The sequence below is a fragment of the Streptomyces sp. NPDC048473 genome (assembly GCF_043200155.1).
In the GTDB taxonomy this organism is placed as follows: Bacteria; Actinomycetota; Actinomycetes; order Streptomycetales; family Streptomycetaceae; genus Streptomyces.
In genome coordinates this window covers 609,473-629,577 of record NZ_JBICXE010000002.1, presented here as the reverse complement: position 1 = coordinate 629,577, position 20,105 = coordinate 609,473, and the positions used below count along the sequence as shown (strand labels likewise).

Genomic DNA, 20,105 nt, shown 5'->3' with positions numbered 1-20,105 from the left:
GGTCAGGAGGTCTTCTTCAGCTCGAAGTGCCAGATGCCCGTGAGCTTCTTGCCCTTGGTCTCCACGATGCTGATCTGCGTCTTGCTCGTGGTCTCGCCGGTCTGGCTGGAGAAGAAGGCGCTGCCCGGGATGGACCGGTAGGTCTTCTTGTACGGCTCCTGCTCGGCCTGCTGGCCGTTGATGAACAGCGTCCAGCCGTTGTCCGCGATCTCCGGGTCGACGCCGAAGCGGACCTTGTCGTCCATCGCGACCTTGACGGACTTCTCCGCCTTCTTGTTCAGGCAGCCCTGGATGTCGGACGCCTTGAGGGGGTCGCCGCCGTTGTAGCAGGACGCCTCGGTGCTCACCACGTTGCCGCCGACCGTTACGGTCGCGAGCGGCGTCGGCTTGTCGCAGGCGGAGAGGACAAGGAGTCCCGCGGACACGGCACCAAGAGCGACGCCGATTCGACGGCCCTTACCGGAGAAGAACGCAACGGTCATGGGCCGAAGGCTATCGGTCGCTCCGGCTCACGCCACGCGGGGGTGCGGCGAGCCGCGCCGCGCGGCGCTCAGCAGCCCCCGTACGGACGTGGCGGCACCCAGGGCGAGGATGCCGGCGGCGACCGACATGCCCAGTACGCCGTTGAGGGGGAGGGCGATACCGATACCGCCACCGACCACCCACGCCATCTGGAGCACGGTCTCGGACCGGGCGAACGCGGATGTCCGTACCTCTTCGGGCACGTCGCGCTGGATCATCGCGTCCAGCGAGAGTTTCGACAGGGCCTGGGTGAAGCCCGCCGTCGCGCTGAGCGCGGCGACCATGACGGTGCTGAAGAAGAGCGCGGCGAGCACGGCGACGCCCAGGGCCAGGGCCAGCACCGCGGCGGCGATCACCTCGGGGCCGCGGGACCGGAGCCAGGAGCCGACCGCCGTACCGAGCGCGTTGCCGACACCGGCCGCCACGCCGACGATGCCGAGCGAGACGGCGGCGCTCTGCCCGGCGAGCGGCTGCTCGCGCAGCAGGAACGCCAGGAAGAAGATCAGGAAGCCGGAGAGTGCGCGGTGCGCGGTGTTGGCCTGGAGTCCGTTCAGCACGGACGGCCCCACGGACCGCAGCCCGGGCCGCTTCTCGCCCCTCTTCTCCCGCCCTTTCGTCCTCCCGTTCTGATGTGCCCCGGGCCGGGGGGACGTCACGCCGTGCGGCGGCACCAGCTGGGCTTTCCGCTCGCCCTTCGCGGAGTCGACCTTGTGCGGCAGTGTGAAGGCGAGGACGGTCCCCCCGATGAAGATCACGCACGCGCCGTACAGCGGCCAGGCGGACCCGATGGTGTGCAGCCCCGCCCCGATCGGGGCGGCGACCCCGGTCGCCAGGAGCCCGGCCAGGGTGACCCGGGAATTCGCCTTCACCAGCGAGAAGCGGGGCGGCAGCAGACGCGGCACGACAGCGCTGCGTACGACTCCGTACGCCTTCGAGCAGACCAGGACGCCCAGCGCGGCCGGATACAGCTCAAGGCCGCCGGTGGCGACCGCGCCCGACATGGTGAGCGCGAGCACCGCACGGGCCAGCATCGCACCGGCCATCGCGGCGCGACGGCCGTGCGGAAGATGGTCCAGGAGCGGGCCGATCACGGGCGCGAGAAGGGTGAAGGGCGCCATGGTGACGGCGAGGTAGAGGGCGACGCGGCCGCGGGCCTCGTCCGTCGGTACGGAGAAGAACACCGTCGAGGCGAGCGCGATCGTGATCATCACATCGCCCGCGCCGTTCACGGCATGCAGTTCGATCAGCTTGCCGAGCCCGGACTCCCCGGCGCCGTGGGCGTGCGTCGCCTTCCGGATTCCTCTCGCGGTACCGGTGAACGGGGTGTGGAGGGCATGACCGATCGTCCGGCCCGTCCTGCGGAGCGGGCCGGAATCCTTGTGCGACCTGGCGGAAGTCACTTCGTCATAGTGCCCCAGTCACGGCGCCGGCGAACCGGGATCGGCGCGGGGCGCGGTGCACTCCGCCCTGTCGGGTCAGTGCTCCGCCGGGCCCGGGCACGGCCGGCCCGGACGGATCCGGCCGACAATTGTGACGGCTCCGAGGCCGTCTTTGCACGGGACACGGCGCCGGATACGGCCTTGTTTGGGACGGGCAGGTGGGCGGGGGGCGGCGGAGAGGGTAGCGTGCGTAGCGCGCCACCGGCGGTTGTTCTCGGCCGCGCGCCTATCGGCGATCCCGCAGAATGGATAGCAGAAGGTGCGCCCGAGGCAGGCACAACGGGTGTGGACGTCGACGCGGCCCCCAGGTCCGCTCCGCCCGCAGCCGTCATGGCCGAAATCGATGGATGTGCTGGCGCGCTCGTGAGACTGGCGTAGGAGAGAAGCGAGACCTGTGAGTGCTGCGACGACGCGAAGCCGTACGGCCCGTACCCCCGTTCCCGACCGTCTGTGCGCCGAGGCGGTAGACCTCGCACGCGCGGCGGCCGAGGAAGCAGCCGCGCCGGGGGTCGTGGGTGAGCATGTGGCCGTGGTCTCCGAGGGGGACCGGGTCGTCACGCACTTCTTTGAGTGCAAGGAGCCGGGCTACCGGGGCTGGCGCTGGGCGGTGACCGTCGCCCGGGCGTCCCGGGCGAAGAACGTCACCCTCGACGAGACGGTTCTGCTGCCGGGCAGCGACGCGCTCCTCGCCCCGGAGTGGGTGCCGTGGAGCGAGCGGCTGCGCCCCGGGGACATGGGGCCCGGCGATCTGCTGCCCACCGAGGCGGACGACATCCGCCTGGAGCCCGGCTACACCGGCGAGGACGAGCCGCCGCTGAACTCCGCGGTCTCCGAGGTGTCGCAGGAGATGGCCGACCTCGTCGACGCGGAGGACGCGGAGCTGACGACGCGCCCCGCGACGACGAGCCGGGGCTCGATCGCGGCGATCGCGGAGGAGCTCGGTATGCGGCGGGCGCGGGTGCTGTCGCGGTACGGGCTGCATACGACGGCCGACCGGTGGGACGAGGCGTTCGGCGCGAAGACGCCGATGGCTCAGGCGGCTCCGGCATCGTGTGTCACCTGCGCGTTCCTGGTGCCGTTGGCGGGATCGCTGAAGCAGGCGTTCGGGGTGTGCGCGAACGAGTTCGGTCCGGCGGACGGGCATGTGGTGTCGCTGTCGTACGGGTGCGGTGGGCATTCGGAGGCGGCGGTGATGCCGAAGACGCCCAAGCCGGCGCCGCATGCGTTGGACACCATGCAGGTGGACGAGTATCCGTTGCGGCCGGCCCGGGATTCCGGCTCGGTGCCGGCGGAACCGGACGCCCCGACGGAGGACCTCGGTCACTCCTGACGGGGCGCGGGGTTCCCGGGCTTTTCCGGGCGCGCCGATGACCGCGGCTTTCCGGCGAGAACGCGCGACGGTTCCGTCCTCGAACGCCGGACGGGCTTGAGTGAGCCTGCGGGCTCGCCCGGCGACCCGCTTTGTCCTCAATCGCCGGACCGGCTTGAACCGCCGGACCGGCTTGATCTTGCCGCCTGGGCAAGCCCGGTTCGCCCGGGTAATCCCAGCCCGTCCGGCGTTCGAGGACGGCACCCGGGCGGTGGTGCGCGGTGCGGCAGAATCCGGCCTTGCCGTGGGCAACCCCGCAGACACGGCACCCCGTCCGGTGCGAGGACCCGGTACCTTCAGGCGCACACTGGCGGCACGGGCAACGCGTAACCGGAAAGAGCGGAGTCAGAGCGTGAGCATGAATGCGACCGAGGGGGCCGACCCGTTCGGGACCGCACGGCTGCGACGCGGTGTGCTCGACGCCTGGGGCGCCGGCCCCGCCAGATTCCGCGAGGACGCCAACGCCGAGGAAGACCTCGCGCTCGGCGGCTACCGCGACCGCCTCGTCGTCGAGCTGGCCCAGAACGCCGCCGACGCCGCCGCCCGCGCACAGGTTCCCGGCCGGCTCCGCCTCACCCTTCACCCGGCGACCGCGGACGCCCCCGCCGTACTCGCCGCCGCCAACACCGGCGCCCCCCTCGACGCCACCGGTGTGGAGTCGCTCTCCACCCTGCGCGCCTCCGCCAAGCGCGAGGGCCACGAGGGAGCCGTCGGCAGGTTCGGCGTCGGGTTCGCCGCCGTGCTCGCGGTGAGCGACGAGCCGGCGGTCGTCGGCCGGCACGGCGGCGTCCGCTGGTCCCTCGCCGAGGCCCGCGATCTCGCCGCAAGGACGTCCGTCGCCAGCCCCGGCCTCGGTGACGAGCTCCGCCGCCGCGACGGCCACGTACCCCTGCTGCGGCTCCCGCTGCCCGCCGAGGGCACAGCGCCCGACGGGTACGACACCGTCGTCGTCCTCCCGCTGCGCGACGGCGGCGCCGAGGACCTCGTGGTCCGGCTGCTCGACGCGGTCGACGACGCGCTCCTGCTCACTCTGCGCGGCCTCGACGAGATCGTGATCGAAACCTCGGACGCCGTACGGACGTTGCGCCGCTCGCAGCACGGCCCGTACACCCACGTCGAGGACTCCGCGCACGGTACGCACCGCTGGCGCACCGTCACCCACCACGGTCCCGTCGAGCCCGCCCTGCTCGCCGACCGGCCCCGCGAGGAACGGCTGCGCCCGCACTGGTCGGTCACCTGGGCGGTCCCGGTGGACACGGAGGGCGCCCCGGTACGCCCCCGTACCGTCCCCGTCGTCCACGCGCCGACCCCCACCGACGAACCCCTCGGCATCCCCGCGCTGCTCATCGCGTCGCTGCCGCTCGACACCACCCGCCGCCACCCCGCACCAGGACCGCTCACCGACTTCCTGGTGCAGCGCGCCGCCAACGCGTACGCCGAGCTGCTCGCCGGCTGGCAGCCGGTGTCCATCGACACCATCGACCTCGTCCCCGGACCGCTCGGCAAGGGCGAACTGGACGGCGCCCTGCGCGGCGCGATCCTGGAACGGCTGCCGCGCGTCGCGTTCCTGGAACCCGCCGCCCCGCGCGACGCCGCCACCGAAACGGACCGGTGGGACACCTGGGACGCGGAGGCGGACGGCATCCGCGAGACCGCCACCACCGCGCTGCGCCCCATCGAGGCCGAGGTGCTGGAGGGCGTGGGCGCCGAGACCGTACGGGTGCTCGCCGAGGTCCTGCCGTGCCTGCTGCCCGCCGGACTTGAGCGCCGCAGCGAACTGCGCACTCTCGGCATCGCCCGCGTCCCGCTGACCGAGGCGATCGACCGTCTCGCCGGTCTGGAGCGCGACCCCGGCTGGTGGCGGCGGCTGTACGACAGCCTGTCCGGCATCGACCCGGACCGCCTCTCCGGCCTGCCCGTCCCGCTCGCCGGTGCGCCGGAAGCACCGGACTCCGAGACCCCGACCGCACCCCGCACCACCATCGGCCCCCGCCAGGTCCTCCTCCCGTTCCCCGACGCGCTCGGCGGCCCCGTCCTGGGCCGCCTGGCCCGGCTCGGGCTGAAGGTCGCACACCCGGACGCCGCCCATCCGCTGCTGGAGAAGCTGGGCGCCCTGCCCGCCACGCCGCGCGCCGTGCTGACGACCCCGCAGGTGCGGGCCGCCGTCGCCGGATCGCTGGACGCGGGCGAGATCTGGGACGAGAACGCGCTGGACGCCGACGAGCTCGCGGAGACCGTCCTCACCCTCGTACGGGACGCCGAACTGGCACCCGGCGATGAGCCCTGGCTCGGTGCGCTCGCCCTTCCGGACGAGGACGGCGAACCCGCGCCCGCCGGTGAACTCGTGCTGCCCGGCAGCCCGTTCGCAGCCATCATGCGGGAGGGTGAACTGGCGCTCTGCGACCAGGAGCTGACCGACCGCTGGGGCGAGCAGCCGCTCACCGCCTGCGGTGTGCTGGCCACCTTCGCCCTCGTGCGGACCGCCGATGTCGTCCTGGACCCGGACGAACTGGAGCCCCGCGAGGGCGACTTCGCCGAGCCCGACGACGCCGGACTGCTCGACGCCGTGGACGTGTGGTGCGAGGACATCCTCGATCAGCTGCCCGATACCCCGGTGCCGCCGGTCGCCACCGAACTCGTCGCCGTCCGCGACCTGGACCTCGTCGACGACGACGCCTGGCCGCAGGCGCTCGCCCTGCTCGCCCAGCCGCCGTTGCGCGATGCGTTGACCCAGCCGGTGCGGGTGCTGCTGCCCGACGGCACCACGCAGTCCGTCCGCCCGTACACGGCCTGGTGGCTGCGCGACCACCCCGTGCTCGACGGCCGCCGCCCGGCCGGTCTGCGGGCGGCGGGCGGCGACCCGCGGCTGGCCGGACTGTACGACTCCGCCGACGCGACCGGCTTCGACGACGCCCAGGTGCTGCGCGCCCTCGGCGTACGGACGTCCGTGGCCGCCCTCCTCGACGAGCCGGGCGGCGCCGCCGAACTCCTCGGCCGGCTCGCGGACGAGGACCGTGAGGTCGGGCCCGTGCAACTGCACTCCCTGTACACGGCACTGGCCGACCTCGACCCGGAACAGGTCACGCTGCCCGACGAGCTGCGGGCCGTGGTCGACGGCGAGGTCCGGGTCGTCGACGCGGCGGACGCCGTGATCGCGGACGCCCCCGATCTGCTGCCACTCACCGACGGGCTCCCGCTGCTGCCGGTGGCCCCGACGCGCGCGGCCGATCTGGCCGAGCTGTTCCAGGTGCGGCGGCTCGGTGAGAGCGTCGAGGCGGAGGTGACGACGGAGGGTGAGGAGCACCAAGTGCCGGATTCGGTACGGGTCCTGCTCGGCGCCGGAACCCCGGACGCATACATCGAGCACGGTGAACTGCGCGCGGGCGGCGCCGAGCTGGACTGGCGCCGCACCCCCGACGGCACCGTGCACGCCGCCACGCTGGAAGGCGTCGCTGCGGGCCTGGCCTGGGCGGCGGGGCAGTGGCCGCGCCGCTTCGAGGTCGCCGCGCTGCTGGAGGACCCGTCCCGTACGGAGGAACTGGCCCGGGACCGCTGGTTCGACTGACGGTCCTGAGCGGGGCCTTGGCGCATCGGTGCACGGGCGGGTCCGAAGCGCACCGGCGCCGGGGCGCGGGTGAATGCACAAGAAATCCCCAACAGTCGCACAACCGTTCACATGCCCCGATGGTCTCGTCTGTGAAGCCATCAGGTTTCACAGACGATCTTGGGCCCGTGGGCGGACGACCTCCATGGGCCCCCTTCTCCATATTGGGGAATGAACATGCGCATTCGTGCCACCGTGGCCGCCGTAACCGGCGCCCTGGCTCTCTCCGCCCTTGTCATTCCGTCGGCGGCTCAGGCCGACGACGCGCACCGCTCGACCGTCAGTGACGTCGCGCGTGCCGCTCAGTCCGCCGCCGGTGCCAAGTCCGGTGCCAAGTCCGGCGCGCGCTCCCTCGCGGCCGAGAGCGCCCCCGGCCCGCTCGACCTCACCTTCTCCAAGTTCACGGTGAACGGCGGCAAGCCGATCGCCGTGGGCACCACCGCCGCGAAGAGCGTGCCGACCACGTTCACCGTGACGCACGCCGCCGATGTGAACATCTTCGCCTCGGACTTCGCGCTCGATGTCTCGCTCTACCGCGGCTCGTTCGACACCCCGACGAACGAGCTGTACGGCGATGCCGCCCCCACCTGCAAGACCGTCTCCTCCACGGTCGCCACCTGCAAGGGTCAGATCGTCATCCGGCCGCAGTACGACCTGATCGGCAACGCCGACGCCACGACGTGGAAGGCGATGGGCTTCGCCGTCGACTACAACGGCCAGGACCCGAAGAACCCCGACGTCACCAAGATCGGCTTCGCGCTGCAGGACGGCCTGGGCACCGCCCGTGTGCAGCGGCTGTCGCAGCTGACGGTGAACGCGGCTCCGGAGCCCGTGAAGAAGGGCGGGACGATCACGGTCACCGGCAAGCTGTCGCGTGCGAACTTCGACGACCTGAAGTACCACGGCTACGCCACGCAGTCGGTGAAGCTCCAGTTCCGCAAGAAGACCAGCTCCACGTACACCACGGTCAAGACGATCAAGTCGAGCAGCACCGGCAACCTGAAGACGACGGTCAAGGCGTCGGTCGACGGTTACTGGCGTTACAGCTTCGCCGGTACGTCCACCACCCCGGCCATCTCGGCCGCGGGTGACTTCGTCGACGTGAAGTAGTTCCTTTGTGCGCATAAGCGCCACCGCGCACCACTCCGGGCCGTGTCCGGGGACGGCTCCCGTCCCCGGGCGCGGCCCGCCGCGTGTCTCGCCCGCGGGACGAGGCGCGAGAACCAACTTCGCGTACAACCCATTCCGCGTACAACCCTTCACATGCGTAAGAGGTCTGGTCTTCCGAGTCAGCAGACTCACAGACCAAACGAGCCCCGGCCGGGTCGCACCACGTACTCGCGGGGCCCCTTTCTCCACTGGGGAAACACATGCGTATTCGTGCCACTGTTGCAGCCGTTTCCGGCGCCCTGGCTCTGTCCGCTCTGGCCGTCCCGGCCGCCCACGCGGGCGACCACTCTGCTGCGAACCTGCACAAGCCGACGTCGGCCGCCGAGGTCTTCGGCACCGCCGCCAAGGGTTCGTCGAAGGCCGGCGCGCGCTCTCTCGCGGCCGCGGCGGAACCCGTCATCTCCAAGGTCGTCGTCAACGGCGGCAAGGACATCGTCCTGGGCACCACCAACTCGAAGACGATCTCCGTCTCGGTCACGGCGTCGCACGCGTCCGGTGTCGTCGACGCCTACGCCGACCTGTGGCACGGCACGGACCCGTCCTCGGAGGACACCATCGACGGGGCCATCCTGCCGAACGACGCGGCGACGTGCACCAAGGTCAACGCGACGACCTCGACCTGCAAGCTGACCTTCACGATCTACCCGCGCTACGACCTGTACAAGAACTCCCTGGCCGGCAGCTGGCACGTCTCCGCGGGCGCCGCCAGCGCCACCGACGACGTCGCCTACACCAACTTCTACAGCACCACCCATGTGCAGCGGTTGTCGAAGCTGACGGTGAACGCGGCCCCCGAGCCCGTGAAGAAGGGCGGGACGATCACGGTCACGGGGAAGCTTTCGCGGGCGAACTGGGAGGACCACGCGTACCACGGCTACACCGGGCAGTCGGTGAAGCTCCAGTTCCGCAAGAAGACCAGCTCCACGTACACCACGGTCAAGACAATCAAGACGAACAGCACCGGCAACCTGAAGACGACGGTCAAGGCGTCGGTCGACGGTTACTGGCGCTACAGCTTCGCCGGTACGTCCACCACCCCGGCCGTCACGACCGCGGGCGACTTCGTCGACGTGAAGTAGTTCCTCCGTACGCATAAGCACCACCGCGCACCACTCCGGGCCGTGTCCGGGGACGGCTCCCGTCCTCCCGGCACGGCCCGTTCAGCAGACTGGAGAAACTCATGCGTATCCGTGCCACAGTGGCCGCCGCTTCCGGTGCTCTCGCTCTGTCCGCCCTGTTCGTCCTGACCGCGCCGGCCGCTCACGCGGGCGAGGCCGTGAAACCCGACTCCGCGCTCCCCGTCATCTCCAAGGTCTCCGTCAACGGCGGCAAGGACACCGTCCTGGGGACGACGGCCCCCAAGACGATCACCCTCTCGGTCACCGCCTCGCACGCCTCCGGCATCGTCGACGGCTGGGTGCTCCTGTGGCACGGGACCGACCTGGACGAGGGCCTGGACGGCGTGCTGGTGCCCGCAGGGGGTGTGACCTGCAAGAACACGAACGTCGCCACCACCGCCACCTGCTCGGTCGGCCTCACGATCGACCCGAGGACCGACCTGCGGAAGAACAAGCTCGCGGGCACCTGGCACGTCCTCACGGGCGTGACCGCCAAGGACGGCAGCAGCACGTACTACGACTCCTACGCCACCGCCCGCGTCCAGCGGTTGTCGAAGCTGACGGTGAACGCGGCCCCCGAGCCCGTGAGGAAGAGCGGGACGATCACGGTCACGGGGAAGCTTTCGCGGGCGAACTGGGAGGACCACGCGTACCACGGCTACACCGGGCAGTCGGTGAAGCTCCAGTTCCGCAAGAAGACCAGCTCCACGTACACCACGGTCAAGACGATCAGGACGAACAGCACCGGCAACCTGAAGACGACGGTCAAGGCGTCGGTCGACGGTTACTGGCGTTACAGCTTCGCCGGTACGTCCACCACCCCGGCCGTCACGACCGCGGGCGACTTCGTCGACGTGAAGTAGACCGTACGGAGCAGCACCGGTACTACACCGGGAAGCGGCGGCTGACCAGCCGCCAGGCGAACTCCAGGCCGGCCGCCGCCACCACCGCGATCCCCACCGCGGTCCATGGCATCGCCGTTCCCACCAGCTTCAGGGCGAAGAAGTCCTGCAGCCACGGCACCACCAGCACGATCAGGAACGCCAGCCCCATCGCCGCCACCAGGCAGATCCGCCACCAGGTGTACGGGCGGGCGATGATCGCCAGGACCCACATCGAGACCAGGAACAGCGTGAGTGTGGCCACGCTGGTCTCCGCGTCCAGCGCGCCCGTACCGGAGTAGTGGTTCCGGGCGATCAGATACATCACGAAGGTCGCGACGGCCGCGATGACGCCCGAGGGGATCGCGTACCGCATGACACGGCGCACGAAGTGCGGATGGGCCCGTTCCTTGTTGGGGGCGAGGGCCAGGAAGAACGCCGGGATGCCGATCGTCAGCGTCGACAGCAGGGTCAGATGGCGCGGCAGGAACGGGTAGTCGACCTGGAAGCAGACCACCAGGACCGCCAGCAGCACCGAGTAGACGGTCTTGGTCAGGAACAGGGTGGCGACCCGGGTGATGTTGCCGATCACCCGGCGGCCCTCGGCGACGACGGACGGCAGCGTCGCGAAGCTGTTGTTGAGCAGCACGATCTGGGCGACGGCCCGGGTCGCCTCGGAGCCCGAACCCATGGAGACGCCGATGTCGGCGTCCTTCAGCGCCAGCACGTCGTTGACGCCGTCGCCGGTCATGGCGACGGTGTGGCCGCGGGACTGGAGCGCGCCGACCATGTCCCGCTTCTGCTGCGGGGTGACCCGGCCGAAGACCGCGTTCTCCTCCATGGCCGTGGCCATGTCGTCCGGGTCGGTGGGGAGCCGACGCGCGTCCAGGGTGTTCTCGGCGCCCGGCAGGCCGAGCTTTCCGGCGACCGCGCCGACGGAGACCGCGTTGTCGCCGGAGATGACCTTCGCGGCGACCCGCTGGTCGGCGAAGTAGGCCAGCGTCTCCCCGGCGTCCGGCCGCAGCCGTTGTTCCAGCACGACCAGCGCGCTCGGTACGGCTCCGGCGGCGATGTCCTGCCCTTCGAGCCCGCCCTGCGCGCGGGCCAGCAGCAGCACCCGCAGCCCCTGTTCGTTGAGCTGCTCGATCTCGGTGAGCGCCGGGTCCTGGTCGGGCAGCAGCACATCGGGGGCGCCCAGCAGCCAGGCCGACGCCCGGCCGCCGCCCTCGTCGAACGCGGCGCCGCTGTACTTGCGGGCCGAGGAGAACGGCAGCGACTGCGTGCACCGCCACTCCTCGCCGTCCGGGTAGGCGTCGACGATGGCCTGCAGGCTGGCGTTGGGCCGGGGGTCGGACGCGCCGAGGGCGCCCAGCACTCGCTGTACGTACGTGTCGTCCGCACCGCCCAGCGCCCGCACCTCGGTGACGTCCATGCCGCCCTCGGTGAGGGTGCCGGTCTTGTCCAGGCAGACGACGTCGACGCGGGCCAGACCCTCGATGGCGGGGAGCTCCTGCACCAGGCACTGCTTGCGGCCGAGCCGCACGACCCCGATCGCGAAGGCGACCGAGGTGAGCAGCACCAGGCCCTCCGGGATCATAGGGACGATGCCGCCGACGGTCCGGGCGACCGACTCCTTGAAGTCGTTGTTCTTGACGACGAGCTGGCTGATGATGAGGCCGATCGCGGTCGGCACCATCATCCAGGTGACGTACTTGAGGATGGTGGAGATGCCGGTGCGCAGCTCGGACTGGACGAGGGTGAAGCGGGACGCCTCCTCGGCGAGCTGTGCGGCGTAGGCCTCGCGGCCGACCTTGGTGGCGGCGAACGAGCCGCCGCCCGCGACGACGAAGCTGCCGGACATCACGGGGTCGCCGGGCTGCTTCAGCACCGGGTCGGCCTCGCCGGTGAGCAGCGACTCGTCGATCTCCAGGCTGTCGGCCTCGGCGACGGTGCCGTCCACGACGACTTTGTCGCCGGGGCCCAGCTCGACGAGATCGCCGAGGACGATCTCGGAGGTGGAGATCTCGGCCGAGACGCCGTCGCGCCGCACCGTGGGTTTGGCCTCGCCGATGACCGCGAGGCTGTCCAGGGTCTTCTTGGCCCGCCACTCCTGGACGATGCCGATGCCGGTGTTGGCGATGATCACGAAGCCGAAGAGGCTGTCCTGGATCGGCGCGACGAACAGCATGATCAGCCAGAGCACGCCGATGATCAGGTTGAACCGGGTGAAGACGTTCGCGTGGACGATCTCGCGGACGGAACGGGACGAGCGGACGGGTACGTCGTTGACCTCACCGCGGGCGATCCGCTCGGCCACCTCGGCCGCGGTCAGCCCGCGGGTGTTCACGGCCGGGGCCGGCAGTTTCATCGGGTGGACCGGGTCGAGCTCGGACCCGGCGTCGATCATGGCCGGCCCGGGGCGGCCGGCGGAGCCGGATGCCCCGGGGGTCTGCTCGCCGAAGGAGTGGGGTGCCCGCTGCGTCATGGTTCCGACGGTACGGGTGGATCGTCCGATTCACCCACCGGGGGTCCGAAGATCAGACCGGGGGAGGAGGGGAATGGTCCTGCGGTGGTACGGAGGCCCTGATGCCGGGCGGTTTCAGGACGCGGTGTCAGGCGGCGTCAGGCGGCCGCGCCCGACGTGCCGGACGGCTTCACGCCGTGGCGCCCGACGTGCCCTCCGCGTCCGTCCCGGCGCCCGGCGCGGAAGCTCCGGAAGCCGCAGCCGCGGCCGCCCGCTTGATCGCCGCATCGCGCCCCCGTACGTACCAGATGCCGATCAGGCCGAGCCCCGCACCGGCCAGGCAGGTCCACACCCACCACAGGTGCCCGTGGTCGTCGAACCAGCCGTAGAACGGCAGCTGGACCAGGAAGAGGACGAACCAGAGGATCGTGCCGCCGGTGATGGTGGCGACGACGGGCCCCTCCAGGGGCTCGGGTGCCTCGTGCTTCGGTGTCCACTTAGCCATGACCTCAGTGTATGGGCCCACCTCCGGCCCCCTCCCGTACCCCGTAAAGACGGCATACATAAAGGCCGGCAGGCCAGGTGGCCCAAGGGTCTACGCGCGGAGATAGCGATCTTCGCCTTATGTATTCATACTGAATCTGCTTACGACTGTCTCGAATTATTCGTGTGAAAGTCCAAAGCTGATCACTTTTAAACCCCCCTACGTACGACTGAGGTCATACATGTCCCCCTCGGCCACCGCTTCGGTCGACTCCCAGCAGTCTCCGGCCCCTCAGCCGCACAACGGCCTGGATCGTTTCTTCAAGATCTCCGAGCGGGGGTCGTCGGTCGCACGCGAGATCCGTGGCGGATTCGCCACGTTCTTTGCGATGGCGTACATCATCGTGCTGAACCCGATCATTCTCGGCAGCGCGAAGGACATGTACGGGCACCAGCTCGACGGCGGCCAGTTGGTCACCGCCACCGTGCTGACCGCCGCGTTCTCCACGCTCCTGATGGGCGTCATCGGCAATGTGCCGATCGCGCTGGCCGCCGGCCTCGGCGTCAACACCGTCGTGGCCCTCCAGCTCGCCCCCAGGATGAGCTGGCCGGACGCGATGGGCATGGTCGTCCTCGCGGGCATCGTGGTCATGCTGCTGGTCGCGACCGGGCTGCGGGAGCGCGTGATGCACGCCGTACCGAAGTCGCTCCGCAAGGGCATCGCGATCGGTATCGGTCTCTTCATCCTGCTGATCGGCCTGGTCGACTCGGGCTTCGTCTCCCGTATCCCGGACGCCGCGCACACCACCGTGCCGCTCCAGCTCGGCAGTGACGGCCACCTCAACGGCTGGCCGGTCCTCGTCTTCATCCTCGGCGCGCTGCTCACTCTCGCTCTGATCGTCCGCAAGGTGCCGGGCGCCATCCTGATCTCCATCGTCGCGATGACGGTCCTCGCGCTGATCATCGATGCGATCGCCGATCTGCCGGGCGGGGCGTGGGGGCTGACCGTTCCGCAGTGGCCGGGCAATCCGGTCGCCACCCCGGACTTCGGGCTGATCGGCAAGGTCAGTCTGTTCGGCGGCTTCGACAAGGTCGGTGTGCTCACCGGCATCCTGTTCGTCTTCACCGTGCTGCTGTCCTGCTTCTTCGACGCGATGGGCACCATCCTCGGCGTCGGCGACGAGGCGAAGCTGACGGACAAGGACGGCAACTTCCCCGGCATCAACAAGGTGCTGTTCGTGGACGGCATCGCGGTCGCCGCGGGCGGTGCGAGCTCCGCCTCCGCGGGCACCTGCTTCGTGGAGTCCACGGCGGGTGTCGGCGAGGGCGCCCGCACCGGCTTCGCGAGCATCGTGACGGGTCTGCTGTTCACGGCGGCGCTGTTCCTGACGCCGCTGGCGACCATGGTCCCGTCGCAGGCGGCCACCCCGGCGCTGCTGGCGGTCGGCTTCCTGATCATCTCGGGTTCGGTGCGGGACATCGACTGGAGCGACTACACGCTCGCCATCCCGGCCTTCCTGGCCATGCTGATGATGCCGTTCACGTACTCGATCACCAACGGCATCGGTATCGGCTTCATCGCCTTCTCCGTGCTGCGGATCGTGGCCGGGCGCTGGCGCGAGGTGCCGGCGGCCATGTACGTGGTGTCGGCGGTCTTCGTCTTCTACTACGCGATGCCGGCCCTCGGCCTCACGTGACCTCTTCCGCCCCGATCCCGGCGGTCCCTTCCTGCCCGTAGAACTTCTCCGTCTCGTCGACGGCCGCCTTGAAGCGCTCGTCGAAGTCATCGCGAATGAGCGTCCGGACGACATAGTCCTGGACGCTCATTCCGCGTTTGGCGGCATGCTGCCTGAGCCGGTCGAGCAGCTCACCGTCTATCCGCAGGCTGAGCACAGTCGATCCCATGGCAAGCAGGGTTACGGCCCACGAGGTCGTTTCGCGTCACTTTACGGATCCGACTCACTCGTTCGGGTGATCGATTGGGTGATGTGGCTCTCGCGCGTGTAACACGAATGGTCTTTAGGGTAGGTAATGAGTTACGCTAATAAACATGCCTGACCTGATCCACGACGGCGACAGTGCGGCCGCCGTGAGCTCCCTTCGTTCCGCCGTGATGCTGCTCGGCCGACGCCTGAAGCACCAGCGCGTCGACGAGTCGCTGAGCCCCACCGAGATGTCGGTGCTCGGCACGCTCGCCCGGTGCGGTTCGGCCACGCCCGGTGAGCTGGCCCGCAAGGAGCATGTGCAGCCTCCGTCGATGACTCGCATCGTCGCGCTGCTGGAAGCGAAGGGGCTGGTCAGACTGGAACCGCACCCCGATGACCGTCGCCAGAAGATGGTCAGCCAGACCGAACAGGCGGAAGCCATGCTCGAAGAGAGCCGCTCCAAACGGAACGCCTGGCTGACCACCCTCGCCGAGGGCCTGGACGAGGAAGAGTGGGAGACGCTGCGCAAGGCGGCGCCCGTGCTGGAGAAGCTCGCCCACCTGTAGCGGGGCCGGCCGCGCCGGATCACAACCGGCGCACCGCCCGCACCGCCGCATCCCCGTCAGTCAGCGAAATGTATACGCCCGAGGAGGCGAACCCTTTTGAGTACGGGATCCGGAGCAGACTCCGCCCCCGCACCGACTTCCGCCCACGAGAGCAAGCCCGGCGGGACCTTCTCGTCGCTGAAGATCCGTAACTACCGCCTGTTCGCCACGGGCGCCGTGATCTCCAACACCGGTACCTGGATGTCCCGCATCACGCAGGACTGGCTCGTCCTGAGCCTCACCGGGTCCGCCGCCGCCGTCGGCATCACCACGGCCCTCCAGTTTCTTCCGATGCTTCTGTTCGGCCTGTACGGCGGCGTCATCGCCGACCGTCTCCCGAAGCGGAAGCTTCTTCTCGTCAGCCAGGCGGCTCTCGGCCTGTGCGGGATCGCCCTTGCGGTGCTCACGCTCTCCGGTGTCGTCCAGGTGTGGCACGTCTACCTCATCGCGTTCCTGCTCGGCATGGTGACGGTCGTGGACAACCCGGCCCGTCAGTCGTTCGTCTCCGAGATGGTCGGCCCGGCCCAGCTGCGGAACGCGGTCAGTCTCAACTCGGCGAACTTCCAGTCCGCCCGGCTCATCGGCCCCGCCGTCGCGGGTGTCCTGATCACCACGGTCGGCAGCGGCTGGGCCTTCATGTTCAACGGCCTGTCCTTCGCCGCCCCGCTCGTCGGCCTGATGCTGATGCGTACGAGCGAGCTGCACAAGACCATCGTCGTGCCGCGCGCCAAGGGGCAGCTGCGGGAGGGCCTGCGCTATGTCTCCGGCCGCCCCGAGCTGATCTGGCCGATCGTCCTGGTCGGCTTCGTCGGCACGTTCGGGTTCAACTTCCCGATCTGGCTCACGGCCTTCGCGGACGAGATCTTCCACGGCGGCGCCGGGATGTACTCGTTCTTCAACATCCTCATGGCGGCCGGCTCCCTCGCCGGTGCCCTGCTCGCCGCCCGCCGCCGCTCCTCGCGGCTGCGGATGCTGGTGGCCGCGGGCACGGCGTTCGGTCTGCTGGAGATCATCGCGTCCCTGTCGCCGTCCGTCTGGCTCTTCGCGATCCTGCTGGTCCCGATCGGCATGATCGGTCTGACGACCAACATCAGCGCGAACACGAGCGTCCAGATGGCCGCCGACCCGGCGATGCGCGGCCGGGTCATGAGCCTGTACATGATGGTCTTCGCCGGTGGTACGCCGGTGGGCGCCCCGATCGTCGGCTGGATCAGCGACGCCTACGGGGTCCGTACGGCCATGGCGGTCGGCGGTGCGTTCTCACTGGTGGCCGCACTGGGCGTCGGTTTCATGCTGGCCCGCGTGGGCGGCCTCCGCCTCAAGGTCGACCTCCGGCCGGGCCGCCCGCACGTGCGGTTCGTTCCGCGTGAAGAGCTGGCTACGGCGGCCTGAGGGCCGGCCGTGAAGCACGCGACACGGGCCCCGACCGGTATCCCACCGGGTCGGGGCCCGTGTCGCGTACGGCGTACGGGGGACGTGTCAGTCGCGGGGGAACCGGCCCGTCCTGAGCGTCAGGTCGACGGCGGTGCCGGTCAGGTCGACGTCCAGGCCGAAGTCCACGGAGATCTGCTTATGGTAATCGCCGTCCTTGGGCTCACTGTGGACGTGGCACCGGCCGACATAGGGGTCGACGATCAGATAAACGGGGATGCCCGCAGCCGCGTACGCGAGCTTCTTCGGGCCGTAGTCCGTGGCGGACGTCCCCTTGGAGATCACTTCGGCGACGAACTCGATGTCCCGTGGCAGCCAGCGCCCCCGACTGTCCTTCTTGGCGACCGCGGCAAGCTTGACCACGTCCGGCGCGAAGCCGTTCTGCTCCCCGAAGTCGATCCGTACGTCCGACAGCACATTGACGTCCATGCCGAACCGGTCTTCCAGCTCGCGAACGATCCTGCGGATGATCTTCCAGTGGACGTCCCGCTGCGGCGACATCGTGATGGCCCCCTCGACGATCTGAACCTTGTATCCCTCGGGGACAGGCATCTGCTCCAGCCGCTCGAACAGTTCGTCCAAGCTGAACTCGTAGCTGTCGGCCATGTCGGTCCTGTCGTCGTCAAGTGCGATGGTCACCGTGGCGCTCCTTCCCGCTGCCGCACAGGCGCAGGCAGTCGCGCAGTACAACGATACGCACGGAGCCCGGGACACGCCGTGACGGTGCGACACTCTGCCCATGAGCCGCCTCAGACTCTTTGTCGCCGTTCTGCCGCCCGACCACGCGGTCCAGGAACTGCGCCGTGCCGTCGACCCGCTGCGCACGCTCCCCGGTGCCGGGAATCTGCGCTGGACCGGTACGCCCAGCTGGCACTTCACGCTCGCGTTCCTCGGGTCCGTGGACGAGGAGGTACTGCCCGAGCTGCGTGCGCGCCTCGAACGGGCGGCCCGCCGTACCGAACCCTTCCCGCTGCGCATCCACGGCGCCGGCCGGTTCGGCGGGCGGGCGCTGTGGGCGGGGGCCGCGGGTGAGATCGACACGTTGCGGCTTCTGGCCGAACGGGCCGACGCCGCCGCCCGCCGCACCGGCATCCCGATGGAGGAGCACCGCCGCTACACCGCGCACCTCACTCTCGCCCGCAGCCGCACCGACGCCGACCTGCGCCCCTTCGCCGAGGCACTTGCGGGCTTCGAGGGCACCCCGTGGGAAGTCGGCGAGGTCGCCCTCGTACGCAGCAACCTGCCGGTTGCCGGGGTGCCGGGCGAGCAGCCGCGGTACGAGGCGATCGCATCCTGGTCGCTGGGCCACTGAGACCTGCGGTTACGCTCGGAGGGTGGATCCGAAGACCAGAAACCGCATCATGGCCGTTGTGCTCGTGCTGATGTTCGTCGTCGTCGCCGTGGCAGCCGCCGTCGGAGGGTGACGTGAGCGGCCGTGCCGCAGGCGGCCGATCGGCGACGGCTGCGCGCGACGATCGCCGGCCGGATGAAGAAGCCCATGACCGCGGCGACGGCTCCGGCGACCACCAGGAGCGGTACGAACCGACCCATGGGCGCGAGCCCGGGTCCGTCGCGTCCGACGTGCACCCCTCCGTCTCAGACGTTGAGGGCCAGTGCCGTCTCCTTGGCGAACGCCTCCGGGTTGTCCAGCATGATGTTGTGCCCGCAGTCCGGGACCGCCACGACCCGCACCCCGTTCTCGATCAGCGCGTCCTCGCCGGGCAGCGGTCCGTTGTCCCGGGGGCGCAGATACGTACGCGGAATCTTCAGGTCCAGCAGTAGCTCGCGCATCGTCGGCGTCGTCCCGCGGGCGAGATGCACCCCGGTGCGGTGCAGTGCCTCGGGACCCGCGAGGCGCATGGTCGCCCACCAGTGGGGCCCCACCCGGTCGCGCACTTCCTCCAGGCCGCCGGCCAGGAACTCCTCCTCCGTGTACCGGGCGAGGCCGCTGCTGGCCGGCCGCGTCGGGTCCGGGGCGGTCGGGTCCAGATTGGCGTCGACCAGCACCAGCCGGGCCACCAACTCCGGGTGGCGTGCAGCGAGCACGATGGCCACCGCGCCGCCCATGCTGTGCGCGACCACGTCCGTGTCGTACGCGTCGGCCGCCTTCAGTGCCGCCGCCACCGCGTCGGCGTGCTCTTCCAGGGTGTAGCCGAAGGTCGTGGGGCGGTCACTGATTCCGAAGCCGAGCAGGTCCAGGAGCAGCGACCGGCTGTCGGCCAGCAGGGGATGCACGGCGCTCGCGGTGAAGTACGGGCCGGACGAGGCCCCGAGCCCGTGCAGATAGACGCGGGTACGGGACGTGCCGGGGCGGCCGGGGAGCTCCACCCACCGGATGCACGCACCGTCGGCCGTCACCTGAGCGTTCTGCATGTTTCCTCCTCCTTGCCCCACAACCGATAACCTCGGTGAGACTATACATCGGCATCGATGTATAACGCCATGGGGGAGGATGCTTGCATGCTGGAACTGGCCATCCTGGGATTTCTGTACGAACAGCCGCTGCACGGCTATGAGCTGAAGCGGCGGGTCGCCCACCTCACCGGACACGTCCGCCCCATCGCGGACGGCACGCTGTACCCGGCGATCAAGCGTCTGGAGCGAGCCGGATGGCTGGAGCGCCGGACGGAGCCGGGCAGCAGGGCCGCCCCCCGTCACACGTTGACCCTGACCGAGCAGGGGCGCGAGGAGCTGCGGCGCCGGCTGCGGGAGGCCGACGAGACGGACATCAGTGACGAGAACCGCTGGTTCACCGTCCTCGCCTTCCTGCGCCATCTGGCGTCCCCGGCCGAGCAGGCGGAGGTGCTGCGGCGCCGGCTCGCGTTCCTGGAGGAGCCGAGCAGCTTCTTCTACGAGGGAGAGCAGCCGCTCGGCGCCGAGACGTTCGAGGACCCGTTCCGGCAGGGTCTGCTGAGGATCGCCCGTGCGACCAGCCAGGCGGAGCTGAGCTGGCTCGGGGAGACGCTCAAGGAACTCGAAGCGTCGCTCTGACGCGGACACGGAAACGGGCCACCGTTGCCCTCGCCCCCGAACGGGGACGGGGCAGCGGCGGCCCGTTGCGTATCGGACGGACAGCCCGTCAGACCGTCCGTCG

At 70.1% G+C, this 20,105-nt stretch carries 17 protein-coding genes; 10 read left to right on the top strand and 7 right to left on the bottom strand.

What is annotated here, in order from left to right; all coding sequences use genetic code 11:
- Positions 1-2: 2 nt before the first annotated feature.
- Together ACGFU7_RS06290 and ACGFU7_RS06285 are read right to left on the bottom strand one after the other, a co-directional pair.
- Entirely contained in the window at positions 3-482 is a 480-nt protein-coding gene (locus ACGFU7_RS06290) for a DUF2771 domain-containing protein (protein ID WP_393692795.1), read from the bottom strand.
- 27 nt (positions 483-509) lie between these two features.
- The gene (locus ACGFU7_RS06285) at positions 510-1,922 is read right to left on the bottom strand and encodes an MFS transporter (RefSeq protein WP_393692793.1); all 1,413 of its coding nucleotides are present in this window, start codon (positions 1,920-1,922) and stop codon (positions 510-512) included.
- A gap of 433 nt (positions 1,923-2,355) precedes the next feature.
- On the opposite strand from ACGFU7_RS06285, the gene ACGFU7_RS06280 reads away from it, so the two are divergent.
- The 5 genes from ACGFU7_RS06280 to ACGFU7_RS06260 all read left to right on the top strand — a co-directional run bounded on the left by ACGFU7_RS06280 (position 2,356) and on the right by ACGFU7_RS06260 (position 10,085).
- Positions 2,356-3,291 carry a DUF3027 domain-containing protein gene (locus ACGFU7_RS06280; protein ID WP_393692791.1) on the top strand — a complete coding sequence of 312 codons (936 nt, stop codon included), beginning with the start codon at positions 2,356-2,358 and terminating at the stop codon, positions 3,289-3,291.
- Positions 3,292-3,688: 397 nt separating this feature from the next.
- On the top strand, positions 3,689-6,895 hold the full coding sequence (locus tag ACGFU7_RS06275) for a sacsin N-terminal ATP-binding-like domain-containing protein (RefSeq protein WP_393692908.1): 3,207 nt from the start codon (positions 3,689-3,691) through the stop codon (positions 6,893-6,895).
- Between the two features lie 216 nt (positions 6,896-7,111).
- A complete protein-coding gene (locus tag ACGFU7_RS06270; protein WP_393692789.1) occupies positions 7,112-8,044 on the top strand; it encodes a hypothetical protein in 933 nt (310 codons plus the stop codon).
- A gap of 260 nt (positions 8,045-8,304) precedes the next feature.
- Positions 8,305-9,183 carry a calcium-binding protein gene (locus ACGFU7_RS06265; RefSeq protein WP_393692787.1) on the top strand — a complete coding sequence of 293 codons (879 nt, stop codon included), beginning with the start codon at positions 8,305-8,307 and terminating at the stop codon, positions 9,181-9,183.
- Between the two features lie 101 nt (positions 9,184-9,284).
- On the top strand, positions 9,285-10,085 hold the full coding sequence (locus ACGFU7_RS06260; protein ID WP_393692785.1) for a calcium-binding protein: 801 nt from the start codon (positions 9,285-9,287) through the stop codon (positions 10,083-10,085).
- A 22-nt stretch (positions 10,086-10,107) separates the two neighbouring features.
- Here ACGFU7_RS06260 and ACGFU7_RS06255 read toward each other — a convergent pair whose 3' ends face one another.
- On the bottom strand, positions 10,108-12,588 hold the full coding sequence (locus ACGFU7_RS06255) for an HAD-IC family P-type ATPase (protein ID WP_393692783.1): 2,481 nt from the start codon (positions 12,586-12,588) through the stop codon (positions 10,108-10,110).
- A 169-nt stretch (positions 12,589-12,757) separates the two neighbouring features.
- Positions 12,758-13,072 carry a DUF2530 domain-containing protein gene (locus ACGFU7_RS06250; protein ID WP_393692781.1) on the bottom strand — a complete coding sequence of 105 codons (315 nt, stop codon included), beginning with the start codon at positions 13,070-13,072 and terminating at the stop codon, positions 12,758-12,760.
- 220 nt (positions 13,073-13,292) lie between these two features.
- On the opposite strand from ACGFU7_RS06250, the gene ACGFU7_RS06245 reads away from it, so the two are divergent.
- Positions 13,293-14,747 (top strand): NCS2 family permease, encoded by a 1,455-nt coding sequence (locus tag ACGFU7_RS06245; RefSeq protein WP_393692779.1) that lies wholly within the window; start codon positions 13,293-13,295, stop codon positions 14,745-14,747.
- On the opposite strand, the gene ACGFU7_RS06240 is transcribed toward ACGFU7_RS06245, so the two are convergent.
- Entirely contained in the window at positions 14,740-14,955 is a 216-nt protein-coding gene (locus ACGFU7_RS06240; RefSeq protein WP_393692777.1) for a ribbon-helix-helix protein, CopG family, read from the bottom strand. The genes ACGFU7_RS06245 and ACGFU7_RS06240 overlap by 8 nt on opposite strands.
- A 145-nt stretch (positions 14,956-15,100) precedes the next feature.
- On the opposite strand from ACGFU7_RS06240, the gene ACGFU7_RS06235 reads away from it, so the two are divergent.
- Both ACGFU7_RS06235 and ACGFU7_RS06230 read left to right on the top strand, forming a co-directional pair.
- On the top strand, positions 15,101-15,541 hold the full coding sequence (locus tag ACGFU7_RS06235; RefSeq protein ID WP_093899797.1) for a MarR family winged helix-turn-helix transcriptional regulator: 441 nt from the start codon (positions 15,101-15,103) through the stop codon (positions 15,539-15,541).
- 96 nt (positions 15,542-15,637) lie between these two features.
- Entirely contained in the window at positions 15,638-16,972 is a 1,335-nt protein-coding gene (locus tag ACGFU7_RS06230; RefSeq protein ID WP_393692775.1) for an MFS transporter, read from the top strand.
- Positions 16,973-17,059: 87 nt separating this feature from the next.
- On the opposite strand, the gene ACGFU7_RS06225 is transcribed toward ACGFU7_RS06230, so the two are convergent.
- The gene (locus tag ACGFU7_RS06225) at positions 17,060-17,617 is read right to left on the bottom strand and encodes a Uma2 family endonuclease (protein ID WP_393692906.1); all 558 of its coding nucleotides are present in this window, start codon (positions 17,615-17,617) and stop codon (positions 17,060-17,062) included.
- A gap of 133 nt (positions 17,618-17,750) precedes the next feature.
- Here ACGFU7_RS06225 and thpR point away from each other — a divergent pair, with 133 nt between their 5' ends.
- A complete protein-coding gene (gene thpR / locus ACGFU7_RS06220; protein ID WP_393692773.1) occupies positions 17,751-18,323 on the top strand; it encodes an RNA 2',3'-cyclic phosphodiesterase in 573 nt (190 codons plus the stop codon).
- Between the two features lie 284 nt (positions 18,324-18,607).
- Here the strand turns inward: thpR and ACGFU7_RS06215 are convergent, their stop codons facing one another.
- A complete protein-coding gene (locus tag ACGFU7_RS06215; protein WP_393692771.1) occupies positions 18,608-19,384 on the bottom strand; it encodes an alpha/beta fold hydrolase in 777 nt (258 codons plus the stop codon).
- Positions 19,385-19,471: 87 nt separating this feature from the next.
- On the opposite strand from ACGFU7_RS06215, the gene ACGFU7_RS06210 reads away from it, so the two are divergent.
- The gene (locus tag ACGFU7_RS06210; RefSeq protein WP_393692769.1) at positions 19,472-20,002 is read left to right on the top strand and encodes a PadR family transcriptional regulator; all 531 of its coding nucleotides are present in this window, start codon (positions 19,472-19,474) and stop codon (positions 20,000-20,002) included.
- The last annotated feature ends 103 nt before the right edge of the window (positions 20,003-20,105 follow it).